The following is a 19,535-nucleotide window of genomic DNA, read 5'->3' on the forward strand; positions in this document are numbered from 1 at the left end:
TCAGGTCCGTTGCTCTGGAACGCTGGTTGCGCTGACGCTCTGACGCTTGCCGGGACGAAACAACACATAGTTTCCCAATATGGCCAGCAGGGCGCCCAGCATAGCCGGCGTCGTCCACTCGAATCCCTCCAGCCAGGTGGAGACCGAAAGAGCGACAACCGGGAACAGTACCGCGGCATAGCCTGCCTTGTCGGCGCCCAGAACCTGGATGACCGTAATGTAGCAGTAGAACGCCACAATAGAGCCGGGAACGGCAAGGAACACGGTCGCTCCCCAGAATACTGAGGTGGCAGGCAGCATCCACTCTACCCCCTGGATCAGGCACCACAATCCGAGAATAAGTGCTCCATAAACCATTGCCCAGGCATTGGCCGTAAACAACGGAACCCCTGCGGCCCTCACCTTCACGCTCACCAGGTTACCCATGGAAAACCAGAAGGTTCCAGCGACCGCAAACAGTATGCTCGCGCCAGTGGCATTGCCGAGTTGGAGGTCATGCCAGAACAGCAGCGCGACACCGGTCACACCAAGGGCCACGGCGGGGTAGAGCCTCGCTGTCGGTCTGGTTCGCAACCAGAGCCAACCGTTGAACGCGTTGAACAGTGCCGCCAGAGAAAACACGACCGCCAACAACCCACTGGTCATCGATTCGGCGGCCCGATAGATCAGGAGAAAATTCACGCTATATAGCGTCAGCCCTTGCAAAAAAAGCCAGCCATGCTGGCCAGGCGTCAACCTGCTCAGCCGCCGGGTAACGGCAAGAACCGCAAGTGCAACCACAGAAGCCATCACAAAGCGATAGAACACTGCCAAATCCACAGACGCAGATTCGACCTGCAGTCGAATCGCCGTCCAGGTCAGACCCCATATCAATACAGTCAGTCCATAATGGGCACTAATGGGCATGATTCGAATGCTCCGCGTTGAATTGAAAGTTCGTGCGTCAGGTGGTCAGATTATGGAAACGAACGCGCGATAGCTTGTCAGATCCTGCGGAACCATGGATGATTCTTGCGGAGGCCTTCCATGATCGATAATCCAACGACAGCAAACCACTCACCGGTGCAAGACAGACCGGGGCAGCTGGACATTGCCGACAGCCTTCGCACGGCGGGCGTTGCGCCGCAGCGAATGATGAACCTGGAGCATGGAAAAACCCTCGCCCAATGGCAGAACCGCGAGGGTGAGGTTCGCTACGAGCGCCCTCGTCATCACGCCCTGAGCATCTACATCGACAAGGGCCAGCAAGCCCAGCGGATGGTCAACGGAAAGGCGGTCAGCCGCGGCTTTCCCGGCGCCATGTGCCTGTTTCCTGCGGGCAGCCGCTCCATCTGGCAAATCGGCGGACAATTCGAGTTTTTCCATTTCTATTTCAATGATGTCGATGTCGCGCGATGTGCCAGTCAAACCTGGGATTCCGACCCGTATAAGATTCAACTGAACGAGTGCTACCACCGTGAGGATCCGATCCTGGCCCAGGCAGGTAAACTCCTGGTGCTTAGCGACTGGCAGGCACCCGGCCAGGCAATGGCGATGGATCACCTGGCACAGTGGCTCCTGCTACAGGTGGTCAGCCGACACGCCAGCGTCACCAAAGCACCTCCCGCAGTTACCGGGCAACTGTCCCATCAGTACCGGCGACTGTTACAGGAGCAGATTCATGCGGAACTGGACCAGCCTCTCACACTTTCTGAAATGGCCGGCTGGGTGAATCTTAGCCCCTACCATTTCGCAAGACTGTTCCGGGCCACGTTTGGCTGCGCCCCCTACCAATATGTACAGGAACAACGGCTCATCCGGGCACGCGATCATCTGCGCCAATCAACCACCAAAATCACTGCCATCGCTCTCGCCTGCGGCTTCAACGACGCCAGCCAGTTCAGCCGGGCATTCAAAGCCCGGTTTGGTATGACACCATCCCAGTGCCGGAGCGAGACCCACTCATCAAAGAGCCGGTGAACCATCAACAACGGTTTGGCATTACCTGCCAGCGTTGATTTCGGCGAGATACCCCGCCCTCGATAGCCGAGCCATCTGCCCCTCAATCCAGGCCACTCGTTCCTGAACGTAAGGCGTGGGCGAAAGCACGCTCAACACGTTCGGGTTAGGAAGGACTGCAGCGAGATGTGCAGCCTGGAGTGGCGACAGCACGCCCGCCGGAATTCGGTAGTAGGCGCGGCTGGCTGCCTGTACACCGTAGATGCCCGGTCCGAATTCTGCGATGTTCAGATAGACTTCAAGAATCCGCTGTTTAGGCCAGATCGCATCAATTGCCAGTGCCAGACCCGCCTCGATGGCTTTTCGGACAAAGCTTCGATCATTCCAGAGAAACAGATTCTTGGCCGTTTGCTGCGTGATAGTACTGGCACCTCGCAAGCCCTCTCCAGCCTGATATTCAGAGACCGCCTTATGAACAGCCTTGAAATCAACCCCGTGGTGCTCCGGGAATCGCTGGTCTTCACTGGCGATCACCGCCAACGCCATCCATTCGGATACCTCAGATATTGGCACCCATTCGTGCTGCAAAGGCTCGCGGGCATCACCCATCTGATAACCCAGCATGAAGGCAGAAGTCGGTGGGTTCACGAACCTGAACAGCAGAATAATTGAAAACATCAGCACCAGTGCGGCTACAACTACCCAGAACATCAGCCGCAGTGACTTTCTAGCAAAAGAGGCCTTGGCCATAACCTGATTAATTACCTCGCCGGGATAAACTGTCCATAGCCCATTTCACGACCGAATGACGGCGAGAATTGCTCGTCGTCGACCGCCAGCCGTCCATTGATCAGAACCGTTTTTACAATGCCGGGGTTGCGATTGACCAAACGCTGCAGATCAAAGTTTTCCATCTCGCCCCAGTGCACCTGCTCAAGCTCCTGATTGAACCCCGCCGGATCAATAACCACAACATCGGCGCGGTCCCCTTCACGAATCTTGCCCGCATCCACACCGAACCAGTCGGCCTGGTCTCCAGTCAACCGATGTACGGCCTGCTCCATGGTCATGATGGGGTCTCCGTCATTGATAGACTCATGAACGAGCTTGAGCATGCGCAGTGGCAGGTTGTAGAACGCCATATTCCGAATATGGGCGCCGGCATCACTGAAGGTAATCAACGACCGGGGGTCTTTCACCAGGCGTTTGAGTACCTGTTTTCGATGGTTCCCGACGGTGGTGTACCAACGAATATTCCTGCCGAACTCCACCACCAGATCCAGGAACAGATCGACGACATGCACACCACGGGCTCTGGCCACCTCTTCGAAATTCTTGCCGATCAGGGCTGCATCCGGGCAGTCGATAATCATGGCATCACCGAAATCCCTTTGCCACACCCGGGGGCTGAGCTTCTCACCATAGAACTTCCGGAATTGTCGACGGTACGACTCGTCTTTCAGGAGATCATTGCGTTCCACCGCATCTTTCAGGTCCAGCGCCATCTCACCGGCGCCAAACTCCTCGAAGAACACGACATCAATGCCATCGGCATACACGGTGAAGGGCGTCGGCAATACCTGCCAACGGAAGTCGCCCCGAAGCGCATTTGTCACCCGCGAGGTCAGTTTGGTCAGATTGGTCAGGTAAGCGCTGCCTTTGAGATCCATCTGACTGATCAGTGTTGTCTTGAGCGGTTGGCGCAACCACCCCAGACATTCACGCACGTACTGTAGGATCTGTAATGGCGTGGCCGCATTGGGCGCCCCCTGGTGCACGCGGTTGTAGGCCCGCACCAGTTTATTCAGGCGCGCAATCTCGCTCCAGCGCGCGTAGGTGCTGGGCAGGCTTTTGGACCACTCACGGTCGCCATCCACCTTGTCCCACTTCAGACACATGGTCGAAAGTCCCAGGAAGCCCTCATCCAATGCTTCCTTCAACAAGCGTTCCATGGTTTTCAACTCTTCCTCGGTAGGCTGTGTTGAGAGATCCGTTGCCCGACTGAGCCCCATCACCCCCACCCGCAAATCACTGTGCCCGAGAAAGCTGATAATGTTTGGGCCCAGAGGAACCTGACGAAGATGCTCCACCCATTGACGCGGCGTCGACCAGGTCTTGTGAGCTTTCAGAATTGGCAACACCCGCTCCCTGGGTACAGTCTCGACCCGCGTAAAGATATCCGAGGCATCCTCGTAGTCGCTGCACACCATGCTCAAGGAGCAGCTCCCCACCAGCACGGTTGTCACGCCGTGGCGCACAGATTCCGAGAGGCTTGGGCTTACCAGCAGCTCGGCATCGTAATGCGTGTGGGTATCGAGAAAACCTGGCATCACCCAAAGCCCGGAGGCATCGATCACGCGCTCGGCATCGTCATCAGCAATCGGATCGGCCGTCACACGGACAACCCGGCCATCCTTGATAGCAAGGTTGCGGGTAAACGAGAGTGCCCCGGTGCCGTCGAAATAGCGGCCGCCCTTGATGATGAAGTCATATCTGGCCATGGCAAAACGCCCCTCAGGATCTTGTTGTTGTGGGATGGCTATGAATCAGAATAGCCGAAGCTGGGGCAGATACCGTGTCAGTCCTCCGCTTTTCGGGCCTCAGTCGCAGGCACTTTCAGCATCAGCACAAACCCGATCAGCAGGAACAGCAAGATCGTACTCATGCCCCAACGCTGGCTGTCGGTAACCGACGTCACCCAACCCACCAGCAACGGGCCGGCAAACGCGGTTGCCTTCCCGGAAAAGGCGAACAGGCCGAACATCTGAGTCTGCAGATGCGGCGGGGCCACACGGGCCAGATGAGAACGACTGGCCGATTGCAGCGGCCCCACGAAAATGCCCAGAATCATGCCCCATATCCAGAACGCGGTGGCCCCATCCACCACCAGAATCGCGAACGCACTGCAGCCCAGGCCCACCAGCGACAGCAGGATGGTATTGCGACCACCCAGGGCATCGTCAATCCAGGCAAAGCCCAGTGCCCCCAGCCCGGCAGTGACGTTCAGGGCAATGGCGAACTGCAGCACTTCCGTGGGACTCATGTTGAACGTGCCGGCAGCATAGACGCCACCGAAGGTAAAAATCGTCGCCAGGCCATCGGTGTACAGCATCCTCGCAATCAGAAACCGCACGATGTCCCGGTACTGCCGTACATGAGCAATGGATTGTTTCAGTTGGGCCAGTCCGGCCCGCGTCGCCGCCCCCAGACTCAAACCGGTTGACGGACGATCCGGGATAAAAAAGAACGCCGGCAAGGCAAATACCAGATACCACACGGCCACCAGAACAAAGGTTGCCCGCACGTGCTCTGCGGCGTCTCGATCAAGGTTAAATAACGTGCCGTCCGCTTCGATAAAGCCGTAGAGCGCCACCACCAGACTGGCGATACCGCCCACATAACCCAGTCCCCAGGCCCAGCCAGACCACCGTCCGGTACGCTCCGGCCGAGCCAGATCCGGCAACATCGAGTTATAGAAGATGAAAGCGAACTCAGCCCCGAGTGTACCCAACCCCACCCACAGAGCGGCCGTCCAGAACTGACTCTGATCCGGCGTCACCGTCCACAACATGGCCGACGAAACCACACACAGGAGTGTAAAACTGATCAACCAGGGTTTGCGCCGGCCTGACTGATCGGCAATAGCACCGAGAATTGGAGCAAGTATGGCAATCACCACCCCAGCTATACCAACGATGTTGCCCCATGCCCGCGTGCCCGCCACTTCATCCTGAATCACCGAGACGCTGAAGTACTGGGCGAAGACAAACGTAAGAATGATCGTAAAGAAGGCACTGTTTGCCCAGTCGTAGAGCGCCCAAGACCAGAGTGCGCGTTTATTCTCAGGCGCACCAGGTAGGCTGGACTGTAATGGTGATGGTGGCATGTCTTGCTCTTGGTCTGTTACTGCGTTGTTTCCGACGGGCTATCGGAAGGTTGTGAGCCAGGCATATGCTCAGGCTTGGAAGCACGTTCAGCTTCGGCTTCCTTCATCAAAACCATACCGCCCTGAAGCAACAGAGACTTCAACCGGGGATCTCCCTGTTCGGCGATGCCCAGCACAAAAGCAATAGACGCCGATTCCAGAGGGTTCTTTCGAATCAGGTTCCTTAAAGATTCTACCGGCGATGACATGCCTGAACTTTCGCCGGAATCGGCCTGTCCGTGAGACCTGGCCGGCCGTGTCATACGATAGAAAAAAAGCACTAACAGGAAAATGCAGAAAAAGCCCGTCACGGCCATAGCACCGGCTTCACCCAGCACAGGAGCCAGGGCCAGCGTGGCGGCGTTGACGAGCATGTAAAAACCGGTAATGAGCAGGGCCACCAGCAAAACCAGCGCCAGCAGTAAACCCAGAACTGCCGCGACTACCTTGCGCAGCGCGCCCTGCAACCAGGCCGAGTCAGGCATCATCAGCGATCCAACAAGCGACCCACCAACAACCCGGCCAGAAACATAAGAACAATACTGAGGAATGGACGCTCCTCAATTTTGTGTTCCACGTTTTCCACCGCTTTGCCGCTGACATCCTTTGCGCGATCAAGGGCTTCATCGCCCCGCCGCTTTACCTGGTCAAACGCTTCCCGGCTTTCGCGGCGTATCTCGTCTCGGAGATGACTGATGTTGTTCTTCTGGCCTTCAGCGACGCTTCTGGTCAGCTTGGCCATATCTTCCTGAAGACGGCGCAGATCCTCACGTACCTGTTCGTACTCATTTTGTTGACCGGATTTCGCTTCCATCATCTTGCCTCCTTATCAGTATGATTACTGCTATTTCGGCTATGGCTGCGTGTATCCAAAAGCAACCACGGTCACTCCAACTCTAGCACAGGGTTCAAACAACGTGATTAGCGCTTCTTAATGTGCGGGACGCCATTGGAGGATCTCCACCCTCAGGTGGGTAGGGCCTTGCCTGCCGGACCATCATAGCCACAAACCCGGTTGCGGCCCCCGGCCTTGGCCTCATACAGTGAACGGTCGGCCCGTTTGACCGCCCCCTCCACAGATTCCAGAAGGGGGTTTACCTCAGCCACACCGACACTTACTGTGACTTGAACCACCAACCCATCGCCTCCATCAATGATCATGGCTTCGACAGCGTTCCTGATACGTTCAGCACAGCCAAACGCCTCTGCCAGATCCGCACCCGGCAGGAGAATGACGAATTCCTCGCCACCGAAGCGCGCGACCAGATCCCTGTCCCGGCTGAACTGACGAAATACGGAGGCAACTTCTACCAGAACCAGGTCGCCCACATTGTGGCCATGGGTGTCATTGACCGCTTTGAAATGATCGATATCAATGGCAATAACCGACAACGGCTCACCCGAGGTCCGGGCCTGTTCCAGCACGTACTCTCCCTCTGCCATGAAATACCGGCGATTGAAGAGCCGTGTCAGAGGGTCCGTCGAGGCCTGGCGTTTCAGCTCATCCTGCTTTGACCGGATATCCTCCAACACCTTGATCCTGTAAGAAATAATGAAAGCCAGGGTGAGCGCTTCCAGAACTATACCAATACCGACTCCATGACTATTGATATAGTTCGGTTGAACCAGACCTTTGTAGTACAGAACGGCAAACCCGTTGAACACCACAAAAAAGGTGTGACCAACAAGGAAGAATTTGACCAGAGGGTGCCCCTTCCTGAACAGCGAAATGCTCACGGAGAAGGTCACTACCATCATCAGGGCGGCAAGACTGCTGGCAGGCTTCAGGGCCGTCGCGATATCAAACAGGCCGTAAACAAACGTCACCACCAGCAATGCCAGCATACCTTGAAGCACGCGATGTTCGGTTCGGAAATACTCATGTGTTTCGAAAATGGCCATCATGAACAACAGCAGGAAAATCGGCATGGTTATCAACGAGAGATTCAGGACAAACACTGCGTCGCCGTAAGCGTTGAACGCCTTCGCCACCAAACCGTAAGACAGCGCGATCCAGACCAGGCCTGAAATCAGATAGAGTGAGTAGTAAATGTTTTCCTTCTTGCTGGTGGCGAAATACAAAAGGCCGTTATAGAAGACCAGCGCCAGCATCATCCCCACCATAAGGGCAATATCGAGGTGCCCCCCGGCCAGCGCCCGCCGGGAATTCTCGTCATCGTATACCTTCAACGAGAACCACTGGTGTGAGTATGCGTGACTGCGCACATACACAACCGTCGTTTTCCCGGCTTGCAGTTCGAACGGGTACACCAGTGTTCCCCAATACATGGCAGGGTGGGCGTCAGCCTCATTGAGGTTAACGGAAAGCCGATTGACGACGCGTGAGGAGCGCTCTTCAACATTATCGATTGAACGAACGTGATAAGCCTTGGGAAGGTGCAGAAACAGCAAACGGCCAAGCACCATTGAGGGTTTCCTTACACCTGCAGAGATTCCAAGTCTAGCACCTGTCGCAATTCAGGGCAGTAGAACCTTAGGCCGAGTCAGTTGCCCAACCGGTTGGCAAATTGAGAGACAGCATCAACAACCTCACGGGCGGCCTCCTGAATCTCATTGATCACATCCCCGGCCTCGCCAACGAGCGACCGCACCTCTTCCGCCCTGGATTTTCCGGATTCGATCACACCCACCGCTCTGGAAGTCAGCTCCTGGTTACGACTGACAACCGAGGTGATCTCTTCGGTCGCTTCCGACGTCCGGGATGCCAGCTTTCTTACCTCATCGGCCACCACCGCAAAACCCCGTCCCTGATCGCCCGCCCGGGCCGCCTCAATGGCAGCGTTGAGCGCAAGCAGATTGGTCTGCTCCGCGATTCCGCTAATACTCTGGATCAGTGCATTGATGGTCTGGGATTGCTGATCAAGTTCGCCAATACGTTCAACCGCCCGACTCATTTCGTCCGCCAGCTGCTGCATCACCGTGACCGTATTCTCCATGACTTCCTTGCCTCGCTTGGCGCTGGCATCCGTCGCTTTAGAGGTGTCATAGGCGACACCTGCAGCGTTGGAGACTTCCCGTTCCTGAAGGACCTGCTCGGTGATCACCGTTGCAAATTTCACAACTTTGTAGAGCTCATCACGGGCATTCATCAACGGGTTATAGGAAGCTTCAAGCCAGACTTCACGGCCCGCCTTGTCAACCCGCTTGAAGCGTTCAGCGACAAAATCACCGTTGCGCAGTCGCTGCCAGAACTGCTCGTAGTTTGGGGAGTTATATACTTCCGGAGGACAAAAGATGCGGTGGTGTTTTCCCTTGATTTCGTCGAGCCGATAGCCCATCGCATCCAGAAACAGGTGGTTGGCGGTCAGCACATGGCCATGGAGGTCAAACTCGATCACCGCTGTCGAACGCTGCATCGCCCGAATCAGGTTTTCGTGCTCACAAGAGGTCTCAATGGTCCGGGTAAGGTTGTTGGCGAAGATCGTGATGTGGTCCAGCTCACCGTCCCGCCGTTTGATCGGACATACCATGGCCCGGAACCAAAGATGAGTGCCTGCGCCATTCTGCACCTGCCAGGCGCCTACCCATACACGTCCTTTGCTGACCGCCTCCGTCATCAACCGGAAATGCTGGGTAGATCTCAGGTATTCGGGCACCAGATCTCTGGGGTGCCGGCCAATCACCGAATCACTGCCGGCACCAAACTCGCTTTGGAAACGCGAATTGACGGACTTGATCTGGCCACCGGAGTCCAACTCCAGGGCCATCATCTCCTCCGCGACGTATTCAACGAGTTGCTGCAACATGTACAGCTCTTCCTTGAGGTTCTCGTTTTCTTGTTGCAGTTTTTTGCCGAACATTTGTCCAGTGCTCCTAGTCGCCCCAAACCATCAGCCAGACTGACAGTATTTTCACTTTTCAACTAACGGCTCAACCGATCTAAACTTAAGGCTTCACGCCCTTGTGACAGCATTTGCTTCCAGAAACTACAGTGTAGTTAAAGGAATCTGATCGTGGGCGCGCCGGAGTCACCCCAGGACCAAAGGAGAAGACCATGAGTGGCCAGTATACGTACCGTATGGGATTTCAGACCATGGATTTCGGGGACCTGGGGAGCGTGATGGCAAAGGCAACACCAGAGCGCTCAGGCGATCATCTCGCCGGCGTTGGCGCAGCGTCGGCCGAAGAGCGGGTACTGGCACAAATGTGTCTGGCCGACCTGCCACTCAAGACGTTTCTGACCGACGCCCTGATTCCCTATGAAACGGATGAGGTAACCCGCCTGATCATGGACTCTCATGACGCCACCGCCTTCGCCCCCGTTTCTCACCTGACGGTCGGCGATTTCCGGAACTGGCTTCTGAGCGATAACGCCTCGCCGGAGATGCTGGCACGACTACGCCCCGGTCTGACGCCGGAAATGGTGGCTGCGGTCAGCAAGCTCATGCGCAACCAGGATCTGATCCTGGTTGCCCAGAAATGCCAGATAACCACAGCGTTCCGAAACACCGTCGGGTTGCCGGGGCGCCTTTCCACCCGGCTGCAACCGAACCACCCTACAGATGACATGGCAGGCATCGCCGCCAGCATTCTTGATGGCCTGCTTTATGGCAATGGCGACGCCGTCATCGGCATTAATCCAGCGACCGATAACGTGGCTCAAACCAAGCGGCTACTGACCATGGTCGACGAGGTAATCCAGCGCTACAACATTCCAACTCAGTCTTGTGTGCTTACGCACGTGACCAACACCCTCGAAGCCATCGAGCAGGGAGCGCCCGTAGATCTGGTTTTCCAGTCTATAGGCGGCACCGAAGCCACCAACCAGAGTTTCGGATTCAACCTCGCCACCCTGAAAGAGGCCCAGGAAGCCGCTCTGAGCCTGAAACGCGGGTCCGTCGGCCAAAACGTAATGTACTTTGAAACCGGTCAGGGTAGCGCCCTCTCCGCCAATGCTCACCACGGCCTTGACCAGCAAACCTGCGAGGCCAGGGCCTACGCGGTCGCCCGCCATTTTGACCCGCTGCTGGTGAATACGGTGGTCGGCTTTATCGGTCCGGAGTATCTCTACGATGGCAAGCAGATCACCCGGGCAGGCCTGGAGGATCATTTCTGCGGAAAGCTGCTCGGGCTGCCGATGGGTTGCGACATCTGCTACACCAACCACGCCGAAGCCGACCAGAATGATATGGATAACCTGCTGACGCTGCTCGGAGTCGCCGGGTGCACATTCATCATGGGCATTCCAGGGTCAGATGACATCATGCTCAATTACCAGACCACGTCATTCCACGACGCCCTTTACGCCCGCCGTGTGCTCAACCTGAAACCGGCACCGGAGTTCGAGCAATGGTTGCGTGCCATGCAGATTTTCGAGGATTCGGATCGGGTGGCGCTGAATAACGACATACCAGCGGCCTTCCGCCACAGCCTCTCCGGCCCGCGAAGGAGAGCATAACCATGACCAACTCAAAGTTCCCGACCGTCGTTCACAACCCCTGGCGAGGTCTGCGCCAGTACACCCCAGCCCGCATCGGCCTTGGCAGGGCGGGCGTCAGCCTCCCCACAGCAGAGCTTCTTGAGTTTCAGCTGGCCCATGCCCGCGCCAGGGATGCCGTGCACCATCCACTGGATATTGAGCAGTTGATCGTCGAATTCCAGCAGATACCCGAGATGTCGGCCCTGGGCCCACCGATTCAACTTCAGAGCCAGGCACCAGACCGGGCCTGCTACCTGCAAAGGCCGGATCTGGGGCGTGTTCTGAGCGAATCATCCAGCAGCCGTCTACAATCGTCGAAAACAGGCTCTGCTGAGCCCCCTGATCTGGCCATCGTGATCGCCGACGGACTGTCAGCCAGAGCCGTGCAGCAAAACGCCCCGGCGTTCATGCGCAGCTTCCTCCGGAAACTGGCCCATGACGGCCCTGAGTGGCGGGTTGCAGCACCCCTGCTGGTAGAACAGGGGCGCGTAGCGATTGGCGACCACATAGGCCAGGTGCTCGGGACACAACAAGTGGTGGTACTGATCGGCGAGCGACCGGGGCTCAGCTCACCCGACAGCCTCGGCGTCTACCTTACTCATCATCCCGAGCCGGGGCTGCCAGACGCCCGCCGCAACTGCGTATCCAACATCCGCCCTGCCGGACTGGGGGTGGAACAGGCGAGCGAGAAAGTGATCTACCTTCTTAAGGAAGCCAGGCGACTGGGCACCTCAGGGGTCGCCCTGAAGGATCGAAGCGAAGAAGTGGAACTGACCGTATCAGAGAGGGGGAATTTTCTGGTGTAGCCGGGATCAGAAAGATCCCGACAACACGTCCTGAAGATCCTGCTTCAGCTCTTCCGGCTGCGTTATCCATAGCTCACTGTCGGCGCCCGGAAAAACACCCACCTCAAGCCCGTCACGGCTTAACCCGGGCACCCACTTTTTGAAGAAGTCCGGCAATGAAATCGCTTTGGGGCTCAGGTCACCCGAAGGCCCTGCATAATCTGCTGCAAAGTCCTCAGCGGGCCACACCGGGAGATACCCGACGCCATCTTCCTCCGAGACAATTTTGAGAAACTGGTTATCGCCATTGACCAGTATCCAGAGCTCGCGCTCTTCCACCACAGCATCCAGAAAATAGTCGTAGCGTTCTTCGCCATCCATTTCCAGAATCGAGGCTAACGGGTTATCGCTCATTGCGGCTCTCTTGTTGATCATGCCGGCGGATGCGGCTTACAGGTTCGCCAGCGCATCACGCACCGGCACATCTCCAGACACTACATCAAAAACGCAATTGCCGGTATTGTCAGAATCCAGCACAGCCGACAGAACCCGGGCAACGTCCTGGCGAGGAATCTCTCCGAACGCGTCCAGTCGCTCGCTGACCGACACCTTACCGTTGCCATCGTCATTGGTAAGTCGGCCAGGGCGCACAATGGTGTAATTCAGACCACTGTTTTTCAGGTGTTCATCGGCATTACGCTTGGCACGCAGGTAATGCTGAAGCTTTTCAGGGCCTTTTTCGGGCTCTTCAGCTCGCATACTGCTGACCATGATGAAACGTTTGATGCCCATGGCCTTGGCGGTATCCACGAGTCGAATCGCGCCATCCTGATCCACATCTACCGTCTTGTCCGGACCAGTATGGGGGCCGGACCCGGCAGTAAAGATAACGGCGTCACAGCCCCGCATCGCTTCGCTGCAATCCTGCTCCAGGTCGCCAATCACCGTTTCCGTGGCACCAAGCTGCTGCAACTCCGGCCCCTGGTCTGCGTGGCGAACCAGTGCTCGTGCCTCATGCCTGCTATCCGCGATTTCCTGTAATAGAAAACGCCCGATCTGCCCGTTGGCTCCGGCAATGAATACATGCATGGGGTGCCTCCCCTGCCAGTTGTGTGAAATGAACCTACCCTACTAGCTGCGCCCGGACGGCGGATAATTCAAGGGACCGACACGACCCGGGACTGGGCCTTACCCGATGAATGAGCCGTTATCAGGGGAACGGGACGGGCTTCGCGCTGCGCCAGATAGCGTGTGCAGCTTACACGGAGAAAGGAGGCGAAGTTCTCTACTTCACCTCTCAGTTCCATCACCTCTTCGTGGAGTTTGGTGATGAGCTGATTGGTGGTCATGCCGTCCACTTCGGCAATCTCCCGGAGAATATCCCAGAACTGGTTCTCAAGCCGAAGCGTTGTGACCACCCCCCGGATACGGAGAGAACGGGACCGACTTTCAAACAGGATCGGGTCGGCTTTCACATAGAGTTCACACATGGAGTCCGTCTCCTGTGATAACGGCAGCCTCCCGCGGAGGCTGCCGGGTTAAGACTAGATCGAGATCTGAGCACCAAGCAGTTTAGCAAACGCTGACAGCCATGCCGGATGGGCAGGCCAGGCCGGAGCCGTCACCAGGTTGCCCTGAACGTGTGCCTGATCGACCGGAATGTCCATGTAGCGACCACCGGCCATCTTTACGTCCGGCCCGCAGGCCGGATAGGCGCTGCACTCGCGCCCCTCCAGCACTCCAGCGGCGGCCAGAATCTGGGCGCCATGACAAACCGACGCAATGGGTTTGCCCGCGTTGTTGAACGCCTGCACGATCTCAATCACCCGCTCATTCAGGCGCAGGTACTCCGGGCCTCGACCACCGGGAATCACCAGCCCCGCATAGTCATCAACCTGAACCTTATCGAAATCGTAATTGAGCGCGAAGTTGTGGCCCGGCTTTTCGGTGTATGTCTGGTCACCTTCGAAATCGTGGATGGCGGTTTTCACGCTGTCGCCGGATTTCTTGTCCGGGCAAACCGCGTGTACTTCGTAGCCCAGCATGGTCAGTGCCTGGAACGGCACCATGGTCTCGTAGTCTTCGGTGAAATCGCCGGCCAGCAGCAACAGTTTTTTATTCGACATGTTCATTCCTCCCTGTTTGATCAACAATGCATATCCATCATGCGCCACTTTCAACAGGGATAGGTAACAGCGGAATACTACATTTCGAGTGAACCAATCAGCCTTTTTCAGCCTACTGTACTACCCTGACCACTTATAAAACGGGAACGGAGCTTCCGAATGATCACAGTTCACCACCTCAATAATTCACGTTCACAACGCATTCTCTGGATGCTGGAAGAACTGGGCGTACCCTACGAGATCCAGCGCTATGAGCGCGACCCTGAAACCATGCTGGCTCCAGCCAGTCTCAAGAAGGTGCACCCGCTCGGAAAGTCGCCGGTCATCACCGACGGAAATCTGGTGGTTGCCGAATCCGGTGCCATCATCGAATATCTGGCGCACACCTATGGTAAAGACACCATGCTGCCCGAAGCCGGAGGCCAACAGTGGCTGGATTACACCTACTGGATGCACTATGCCGAGGGCTCACTGATGCCACCGCTGGTCATGCGCCTGGTGTTTGAAAAGGTGAAGACCAGCCCAATGCCGTTCTTTATCAAGCCGATCGCCAAAGGAATTTCGGACAAAACCAACCAGATTTTTATCGGCCCGATGATCAAGACCCACCTGGACTTCGTGGAGTCACAACTGGCCAAAAACACCTGGTTTCTTGGGGAACAGCTGAGTGCGGCGGATATCCAGATGAGCTTTCCTCTGGAGGCGTCCGTCGCCAGGGGCATCGTTGGTAACGACAGGCCAAACATCAAGGCATGGGTAGCGCGGGTGCATGCGCGCCCCGCGTACCAGAGAGCACTGGAGAAAGGTGGAGACTACGACTTCGCCTGACCAGGCCGCGGTCCCAGCGCTGGCTTAGCCCGCCAGCGCAGCTCGAACTTTCTTGCTCAGATGCCCCATATCCACCCGGCCGAGCACCTGAGGCTTGAGTTCATTCATCACGTTTCCCATGTCCTGCATACCGGAGGCTCCCGTCGCGTTAATGGTTTCGCGGATAAGCGCATCCAGATCGTCCTCAGACAGCGCGGCAGGCATAAACTCCTCGATGATCACCATCTCCGAGCGCTCTTTGTCTGCCAGTTCGCCCCGGCCTGCGTCATCATATTGTGCAGCGGCGTCCCGGCGCTGTTTCAACATCTTGTCCAGCACCTTCAGAACATCGTCATCAGTGAGTTCCCGGCGCTCGTCGACCTCAATCTGCTTCACCGCAGCCTGAGCCATACGTAGCGTCACCAGGCGATCTTTGTCCTTGCTCCGCATTGCGTCCTTGACTGCGCTGGAAAGTTTTTCCTTAAGTGATGTATCCGCCACGGTTAATCTCCTGTTCTGGGAAAATAAAAAGTAAACAACGCATAAAGGACAGAATGATAGCCAAACTACGCCGGAACGTCCCCTATCCGGATAACGCCACCTCTCCCATCACCCCAAGCAGGAAGCCCGCAAGCGCCCCCAATGGTGGCGCCCAGTGTTTTTTCAGGCGTACCTGAGGCGCTATGTCCTGGAAAATGATGTAGAGAATACCCCCTGCCGCAAACAGCATGATGCCGGATACCACACTCGGGGCATCCGACAGCAGAAAGTAACCAAGGGCACCGGCCACCGGCCCAAGCAACGCCATCAGCGCCAGGGCACCCACAATCTTCAATCCTCGATAATGGGTCGCGTCCACCAGTTCCCGATAGGAGTTAAAGCCCTCGGGAATATTCTGCAACGCAATGATGCCGGCCAGCAGAATTCCGCCCTCACTGGACACCGAGAAAGTGGCGCCGAGGGCCATGGCTTCCGGCACAAAATCCGAAAGCATGGCCACCAACTGGCTCGCCGGTGTGCCGTTGGCAGCCAGCCATCGATCCAGAAGCATAAAGCTGATACCGCCTCCGGCAAAACAGACAACGATGCCCACCATGGACAAGTTAGCCGTCCCTTCTGGCACCAGTACCAGCGCAACAGCCGCCAGCAGCGCGCCACCGCCAAACGCGATCACACTGTGCCGCACCTCGGTTTCCAGCCAGCGCGGGTGAATACGCTCCACCGATGCCAGTGCTGCGCCCACAGGCATTGCAAGACCGGCCATCAATGTCAGTAGTAGTATCTGCATAAGGCCATTGGCCTGAAGTGCGTCCAGCATCATGCTCTATCCATAGTCAGTTCGGGTGTTCAAAGAATGAGTGACAAACCACCGGTTATCACCGCAAACAGGATCGACAAGCCAATCAGCGTTCCCCAGGGGAACGGCGGTGGCGGTGGTTCAATCGCCAATTGCTTCTCAAGATAGTTTCTCAGCAGTCTGGTATTGCGAGTATTCGCCTTATACACGGCATCAAAGGCATCTCCCACCACCGGCAACAGGCCACCCAGGAAATCGATGACCATATTTCTGAGCATTCTTAACTTCACAGCCTTGCTGGCGCCCGCCCGTTGCGCTTCTACCAGCACATAGCCCGACAGGATCAGGCCAGCCATATCACCAACCACCGGTAACAGCCCGATGATGGCCTCTATGCCAATCCGGAACCTGGTAAATGGAAGGCCGATGTTGCTGTCCATGAGGCGACTGAACCGGTCAAGACGATTCAGAATGGCGCGCTGTCTCGCCTCGGATGGTGTTGTCATGCTGCTTCCCTTTGCTATTCCGACGGATTTTGAGTCAATTACAAGCTGCGGTTACATTCAGGTTAACGCGCTTCTGAGGATGCTGACGCAATCCTCCATTTCCCGCTCACTGGCACTGGCAAACCCCATGACCAGACCGGATGATGCGGTATCTCCGATGTAGTGCGCACTCAAGGGCGTGCTGCCAAAGCCTTGTTTCCTCAGCCATCCACTCAAGGCTGAGTCATCAAACCGGCCTTCAAGCACCAGATGCATACCCGCACTCTCGGCCACAGGGTGCACCAGATCCCCGAGTTTCCTCTGCACCGCGTCCTGGAAGTACTGCCACTTGTCCCGATACAACTGACGCATCCGGCGAACGTGTCGAACGAACTGGCCACTCTCCATAAACTCGGCAATAGTGGCCTGAATCAGCAAGGGCGTTTCGCCACCACCGACCTGTTTGGCCCAGAGCACCGGCTCCACTACTTCCTCCGGAAGAACGACATATCCCACTCTTAATGCCGGCAGCAGCGTTTTGCTGAAACTTCCCACGTACAGTACCGGCGCATTGTCGAACATACCCTGCACCGCCGCAAACGGCTTGTTGAAGAAATGAAATTCGCTGTCATAGTCGTCTTCCACTATCCAGCAATCGTTCTGCCGAGCCCACTGCACCAGGGCCATCCGTTGGGAGAGGTCCAGAATCCCCCCCATGGGATATTGATGGGTGGGGGTGCAGAACAGCAACCTGGCGGAGCCCAGATGTGGCAACGCGGTCACATCAAGAACCTGATTTTTCAGGGGAATGGGCACCAACGGATTGCCAAGGCGCCCCAACGCATTGCGGGCACCTCGATAGCCCGGATTCTCGCATAGGACACGATCGCCGGGACTCAGAAACACATCCGCCAGCAACGACAAGGCCTGCTGCGCACCATTGGTGATCACAATCTGATCGGCATGGCAACGCACGCCACGCGACGTTCGGAGGTAGTTCGCAATGGCCGTCCGCAGCGGCAGGTAGCCCTGAGTGCTGTCATAACCGCGAAGCCCCCGCCGGCTTTCCTGATGGTGCAGCACGCGGTTCCAGGCGTTGACGGGAAAGGCGTCCAGATCCGGCAGGCCGGGCTGAAATGGCAAGCAGGCATCTTCCGCTCTGCGGGGAGTCCCACGCACCCTGTCTGGCAGTGAAGGCAGTCGGAAACTCCCGCCAGAGGGTATTTTCAATTTTTTCCCAGCCGGTTCGATAGCCGACCCGATATCCTCGTGAACGAATACTCCCCTACCTGCATGGCTCTGAAGGAAGCCTTCTGCTTTCAACTGATCGTAGACCGCATTCACTGTGTTCCGACTGACGCCAAGATCCTCCGCCATTTGGCGACTGGACGGCAACCGGTATCCCGGAGGATAGCGTTGAGCCAGAATCCGATCAGCCAACTGTCGATAGAGCTGAAGCTGCAGAGATTGGTCAGCATCAAACCGAATATCATCAATCACAACCACTGGTCCTATAAAAAACACAATCTGGGTCTTTTGAGGGTATCAGAAGTGACGTGAAATAGAACGCAACTGTCCAATCCACAGCCTTGAGGACCACCGAATGAATCAGCCAAATACTCAACAAGCCTCACCTCTCACGTCCTGCCCAAGGAGCACCGTGAGGCGGGCCACCAAAAGAGCCTCGGTGAACCGCCAGGTTGCCTATACGCTGATTTGACCGACTCAAAACCGCGCACCTGGGCTTTGTGGAGGACGGCGAGCCCCGCATCATCCCGATTACCGCCTGGCGAATGGATGACCACCTGTACGTTCACACTCTTAATGGAGGCCGGTTGTCAAAACGCCTCGGCTCGGGCCAACTCCTTTGCATCTCGTTTGCCGTCACCAATGAATGGGTTTTGACCAAGTCTGCGTACCACCACAGCGCCAACTACGAATCTCTGGTGTTGTTCGGCTGCGCACAGCTCGTGGAAGACTCTGCAGAATTCGACGCCGCATTCCGGGCCATCATCAACCAGATTGAGCCAGGACGTTGGGAGCAGGTACGGGCACCGAACCAGAAGGAGCGCCGGGCAACCGCGCTGTTCCGGATACCGATTGAGGAAGGCTCATTCAAGAGCCGGACCGGTGGCCCCAACGAAGATCCCGAGGATATGGAATTGCCAATATGGCACGGAACCGTGCCGGCAGTAACCTCATAAAAGGACGATCCCGGCCTTACCTGCTAATCTGCGTGAGCAGATACAAACAAAACTGAAAGACCAGGAGACGATCTGTGCTGGAAAGCGAAATCCCCTTAATGGACATGGTCATTCGACTGCTTATGGCGGCTGGCCTGGCACTGGTGCTTGGGCTTGAACGTGAACTACGAGGGAAGCCAGCGGGACTGCGATCGCACATGCTCGTCTCCGTGGGGGCATCCGCATTCATCATGATGGGCATGCACATTTTGCTCGCCACGGCGGAAGGCGACCCTTCCGCCCGAATTGACCCCACACGCATTGTCGAAGGCGTGATTGGCGGCATTGGCTTTCTGGGCGCCGGCAGTATCATCCAGAGCCGCGGCAATGTTCAGGGCATTACCACGGGAGCCTCCATCTGGGTATCCGGCGCCATTGGCGTAGCCTGCGGCCTTGGCACCCTGGCCCTTGCCAGCATGGTGACGGTGCTTTCATTGATTATCGTGGTCGTGCTTGGCCGATTCGAGCGAGAAGTCATCAAGGATTGAA

The 19,535-nt window shown here is 56.8% G+C and carries 22 protein-coding genes; 6 read left to right on the plus strand and 16 right to left on the minus strand.

Annotated elements, in window-relative coordinates; all coding sequences use genetic code 11:
• Nucleotides 1-906 carry a DMT family transporter gene (locus JIF53_RS10145; RefSeq protein ID WP_023009181.1) on the minus strand — a complete coding sequence of 302 codons (906 nt, stop codon included), beginning with the start codon at nucleotides 904-906 and terminating at the stop codon, nucleotides 1-3.
• Between the two features lie 120 nt (nucleotides 907-1,026).
• Between JIF53_RS10145 and JIF53_RS10150 the strand changes: the two genes are divergently transcribed.
• Complete coding sequence (locus tag JIF53_RS10150; protein ID WP_199452398.1) at nucleotides 1,027-1,959, plus strand: helix-turn-helix domain-containing protein; 933 nt, start codon at nucleotides 1,027-1,029, stop codon at nucleotides 1,957-1,959.
• A 21-nt stretch (nucleotides 1,960-1,980) separates the two neighbouring features.
• Here JIF53_RS10150 and mtgA read toward each other — a convergent pair whose 3' ends face one another.
• The 7 genes from mtgA to JIF53_RS10185 form a co-directional block, all read right to left on the minus strand.
• Nucleotides 1,981-2,688, minus strand: a complete 708-nt coding sequence (gene mtgA, locus JIF53_RS10155) for a monofunctional biosynthetic peptidoglycan transglycosylase (protein WP_011786377.1) — start codon at nucleotides 2,686-2,688, stop codon at nucleotides 1,981-1,983.
• Nucleotides 2,689-2,699: 11 nt separating this feature from the next.
• Entirely contained in the window at nucleotides 2,700-4,439 is a 1,740-nt protein-coding gene (locus JIF53_RS10160; RefSeq protein ID WP_199452399.1) for an N-acyl-D-amino-acid deacylase family protein, read from the minus strand.
• Between the two features lie 77 nt (nucleotides 4,440-4,516).
• Nucleotides 4,517-5,824 carry an MFS transporter gene (locus JIF53_RS10165; protein ID WP_183576677.1) on the minus strand — a complete coding sequence of 436 codons (1,308 nt, stop codon included), beginning with the start codon at nucleotides 5,822-5,824 and terminating at the stop codon, nucleotides 4,517-4,519.
• A 17-nt stretch (nucleotides 5,825-5,841) separates the two neighbouring features.
• Nucleotides 5,842-6,351 (minus strand): hypothetical protein, encoded by a 510-nt coding sequence (locus JIF53_RS10170; RefSeq protein ID WP_199452400.1) that lies wholly within the window; start codon nucleotides 6,349-6,351, stop codon nucleotides 5,842-5,844.
• Nucleotides 6,351-6,680 carry a DUF883 family protein gene (locus JIF53_RS10175; protein WP_011786381.1) on the minus strand — a complete coding sequence of 110 codons (330 nt, stop codon included), beginning with the start codon at nucleotides 6,678-6,680 and terminating at the stop codon, nucleotides 6,351-6,353. The genes JIF53_RS10170 and JIF53_RS10175 overlap by 1 nt, the downstream gene beginning before the upstream one ends.
• A 149-nt stretch (nucleotides 6,681-6,829) precedes the next feature.
• A complete protein-coding gene (locus tag JIF53_RS10180; protein ID WP_228285520.1) occupies nucleotides 6,830-8,290 on the minus strand; it encodes a diguanylate cyclase in 1,461 nt (486 codons plus the stop codon).
• Nucleotides 8,291-8,367: 77 nt separating this feature from the next.
• Nucleotides 8,368-9,684 carry a methyl-accepting chemotaxis protein gene (locus JIF53_RS10185; protein ID WP_199452401.1) on the minus strand — a complete coding sequence of 439 codons (1,317 nt, stop codon included), beginning with the start codon at nucleotides 9,682-9,684 and terminating at the stop codon, nucleotides 8,368-8,370.
• 194 nt (nucleotides 9,685-9,878) lie between these two features.
• Here JIF53_RS10185 and JIF53_RS10190 point away from each other — a divergent pair, with 194 nt between their 5' ends.
• On the plus strand, nucleotides 9,879-11,282 hold the full coding sequence (locus tag JIF53_RS10190) for an ethanolamine ammonia-lyase subunit EutB (RefSeq protein WP_199452402.1): 1,404 nt from the start codon (nucleotides 9,879-9,881) through the stop codon (nucleotides 11,280-11,282).
• Nucleotides 11,283-11,284: 2 nt separating this feature from the next.
• A complete protein-coding gene (gene eutC, locus JIF53_RS10195) occupies nucleotides 11,285-12,109 on the plus strand; it encodes an ethanolamine ammonia-lyase subunit EutC (protein ID WP_199452403.1) in 825 nt (274 codons plus the stop codon).
• A gap of 6 nt (nucleotides 12,110-12,115) precedes the next feature.
• Here eutC and JIF53_RS10200 read toward each other — a convergent pair whose 3' ends face one another.
• The 4 genes from JIF53_RS10200 to JIF53_RS10215 form a co-directional block, all read right to left on the minus strand.
• Nucleotides 12,116-12,502 (minus strand): DUF2750 domain-containing protein, encoded by a 387-nt coding sequence (locus JIF53_RS10200; RefSeq protein WP_041654930.1) that lies wholly within the window; start codon nucleotides 12,500-12,502, stop codon nucleotides 12,116-12,118.
• A 36-nt stretch (nucleotides 12,503-12,538) separates the two neighbouring features.
• Nucleotides 12,539-13,177, minus strand: a complete 639-nt coding sequence (locus tag JIF53_RS10205) for an SDR family oxidoreductase (protein WP_199452404.1) — start codon at nucleotides 13,175-13,177, stop codon at nucleotides 12,539-12,541.
• A 68-nt stretch (nucleotides 13,178-13,245) separates the two neighbouring features.
• Nucleotides 13,246-13,578, minus strand: a complete 333-nt coding sequence (locus JIF53_RS10210) for a ribbon-helix-helix domain-containing protein (protein ID WP_199452405.1) — start codon at nucleotides 13,576-13,578, stop codon at nucleotides 13,246-13,248.
• 54 nt (nucleotides 13,579-13,632) lie between these two features.
• The gene (locus tag JIF53_RS10215; RefSeq protein ID WP_199452406.1) at nucleotides 13,633-14,214 is read right to left on the minus strand and encodes a DJ-1/PfpI family protein; all 582 of its coding nucleotides are present in this window, start codon (nucleotides 14,212-14,214) and stop codon (nucleotides 13,633-13,635) included.
• 159 nt (nucleotides 14,215-14,373) lie between these two features.
• On the opposite strand from JIF53_RS10215, the gene JIF53_RS10220 reads away from it, so the two are divergent.
• A complete protein-coding gene (locus tag JIF53_RS10220; RefSeq protein ID WP_114435461.1) occupies nucleotides 14,374-15,042 on the plus strand; it encodes a glutathione S-transferase family protein in 669 nt (222 codons plus the stop codon).
• A 24-nt stretch (nucleotides 15,043-15,066) separates the two neighbouring features.
• Here JIF53_RS10220 and JIF53_RS10225 read toward each other — a convergent pair whose 3' ends face one another.
• From JIF53_RS10225 to JIF53_RS10240, 4 genes are all read right to left on the minus strand, one after another.
• Nucleotides 15,067-15,522, minus strand: a complete 456-nt coding sequence (locus JIF53_RS10225; protein ID WP_011786390.1) for a GatB/YqeY domain-containing protein — start codon at nucleotides 15,520-15,522, stop codon at nucleotides 15,067-15,069.
• A gap of 82 nt (nucleotides 15,523-15,604) precedes the next feature.
• Entirely contained in the window at nucleotides 15,605-16,342 is a 738-nt protein-coding gene (locus JIF53_RS10230) for a ZIP family metal transporter (RefSeq protein ID WP_023009196.1), read from the minus strand.
• Between the two features lie 26 nt (nucleotides 16,343-16,368).
• Nucleotides 16,369-16,824 (minus strand): DUF4112 domain-containing protein, encoded by a 456-nt coding sequence (locus tag JIF53_RS10235; protein WP_199452407.1) that lies wholly within the window; start codon nucleotides 16,822-16,824, stop codon nucleotides 16,369-16,371.
• Nucleotides 16,825-16,881: 57 nt separating this feature from the next.
• Nucleotides 16,882-18,303 carry a PLP-dependent aminotransferase family protein gene (locus JIF53_RS10240; RefSeq protein WP_031211335.1) on the minus strand — a complete coding sequence of 474 codons (1,422 nt, stop codon included), beginning with the start codon at nucleotides 18,301-18,303 and terminating at the stop codon, nucleotides 16,882-16,884.
• A 248-nt stretch (nucleotides 18,304-18,551) separates the two neighbouring features.
• On the opposite strand from JIF53_RS10240, the gene JIF53_RS10245 reads away from it, so the two are divergent.
• Both JIF53_RS10245 and JIF53_RS10250 read left to right on the plus strand, forming a co-directional pair.
• Nucleotides 18,552-19,007 carry a pyridoxamine 5'-phosphate oxidase family protein gene (locus JIF53_RS10245; RefSeq protein ID WP_286715653.1) on the plus strand — a complete coding sequence of 152 codons (456 nt, stop codon included), beginning with the start codon at nucleotides 18,552-18,554 and terminating at the stop codon, nucleotides 19,005-19,007.
• 74 nt (nucleotides 19,008-19,081) lie between these two features.
• A complete protein-coding gene (locus JIF53_RS10250) occupies nucleotides 19,082-19,534 on the plus strand; it encodes an MgtC/SapB family protein (protein WP_011786395.1) in 453 nt (150 codons plus the stop codon).
• Nucleotide 19,535 lies beyond the last annotated feature (1 nt).

Origin of the sequence: Marinobacter sp. bablab_jr008, from assembly GCF_016464145.1 — a bacterium.
Taxonomy (GTDB): domain Bacteria; phylum Pseudomonadota; class Gammaproteobacteria; order Pseudomonadales; family Oleiphilaceae; genus Marinobacter; species Marinobacter nauticus.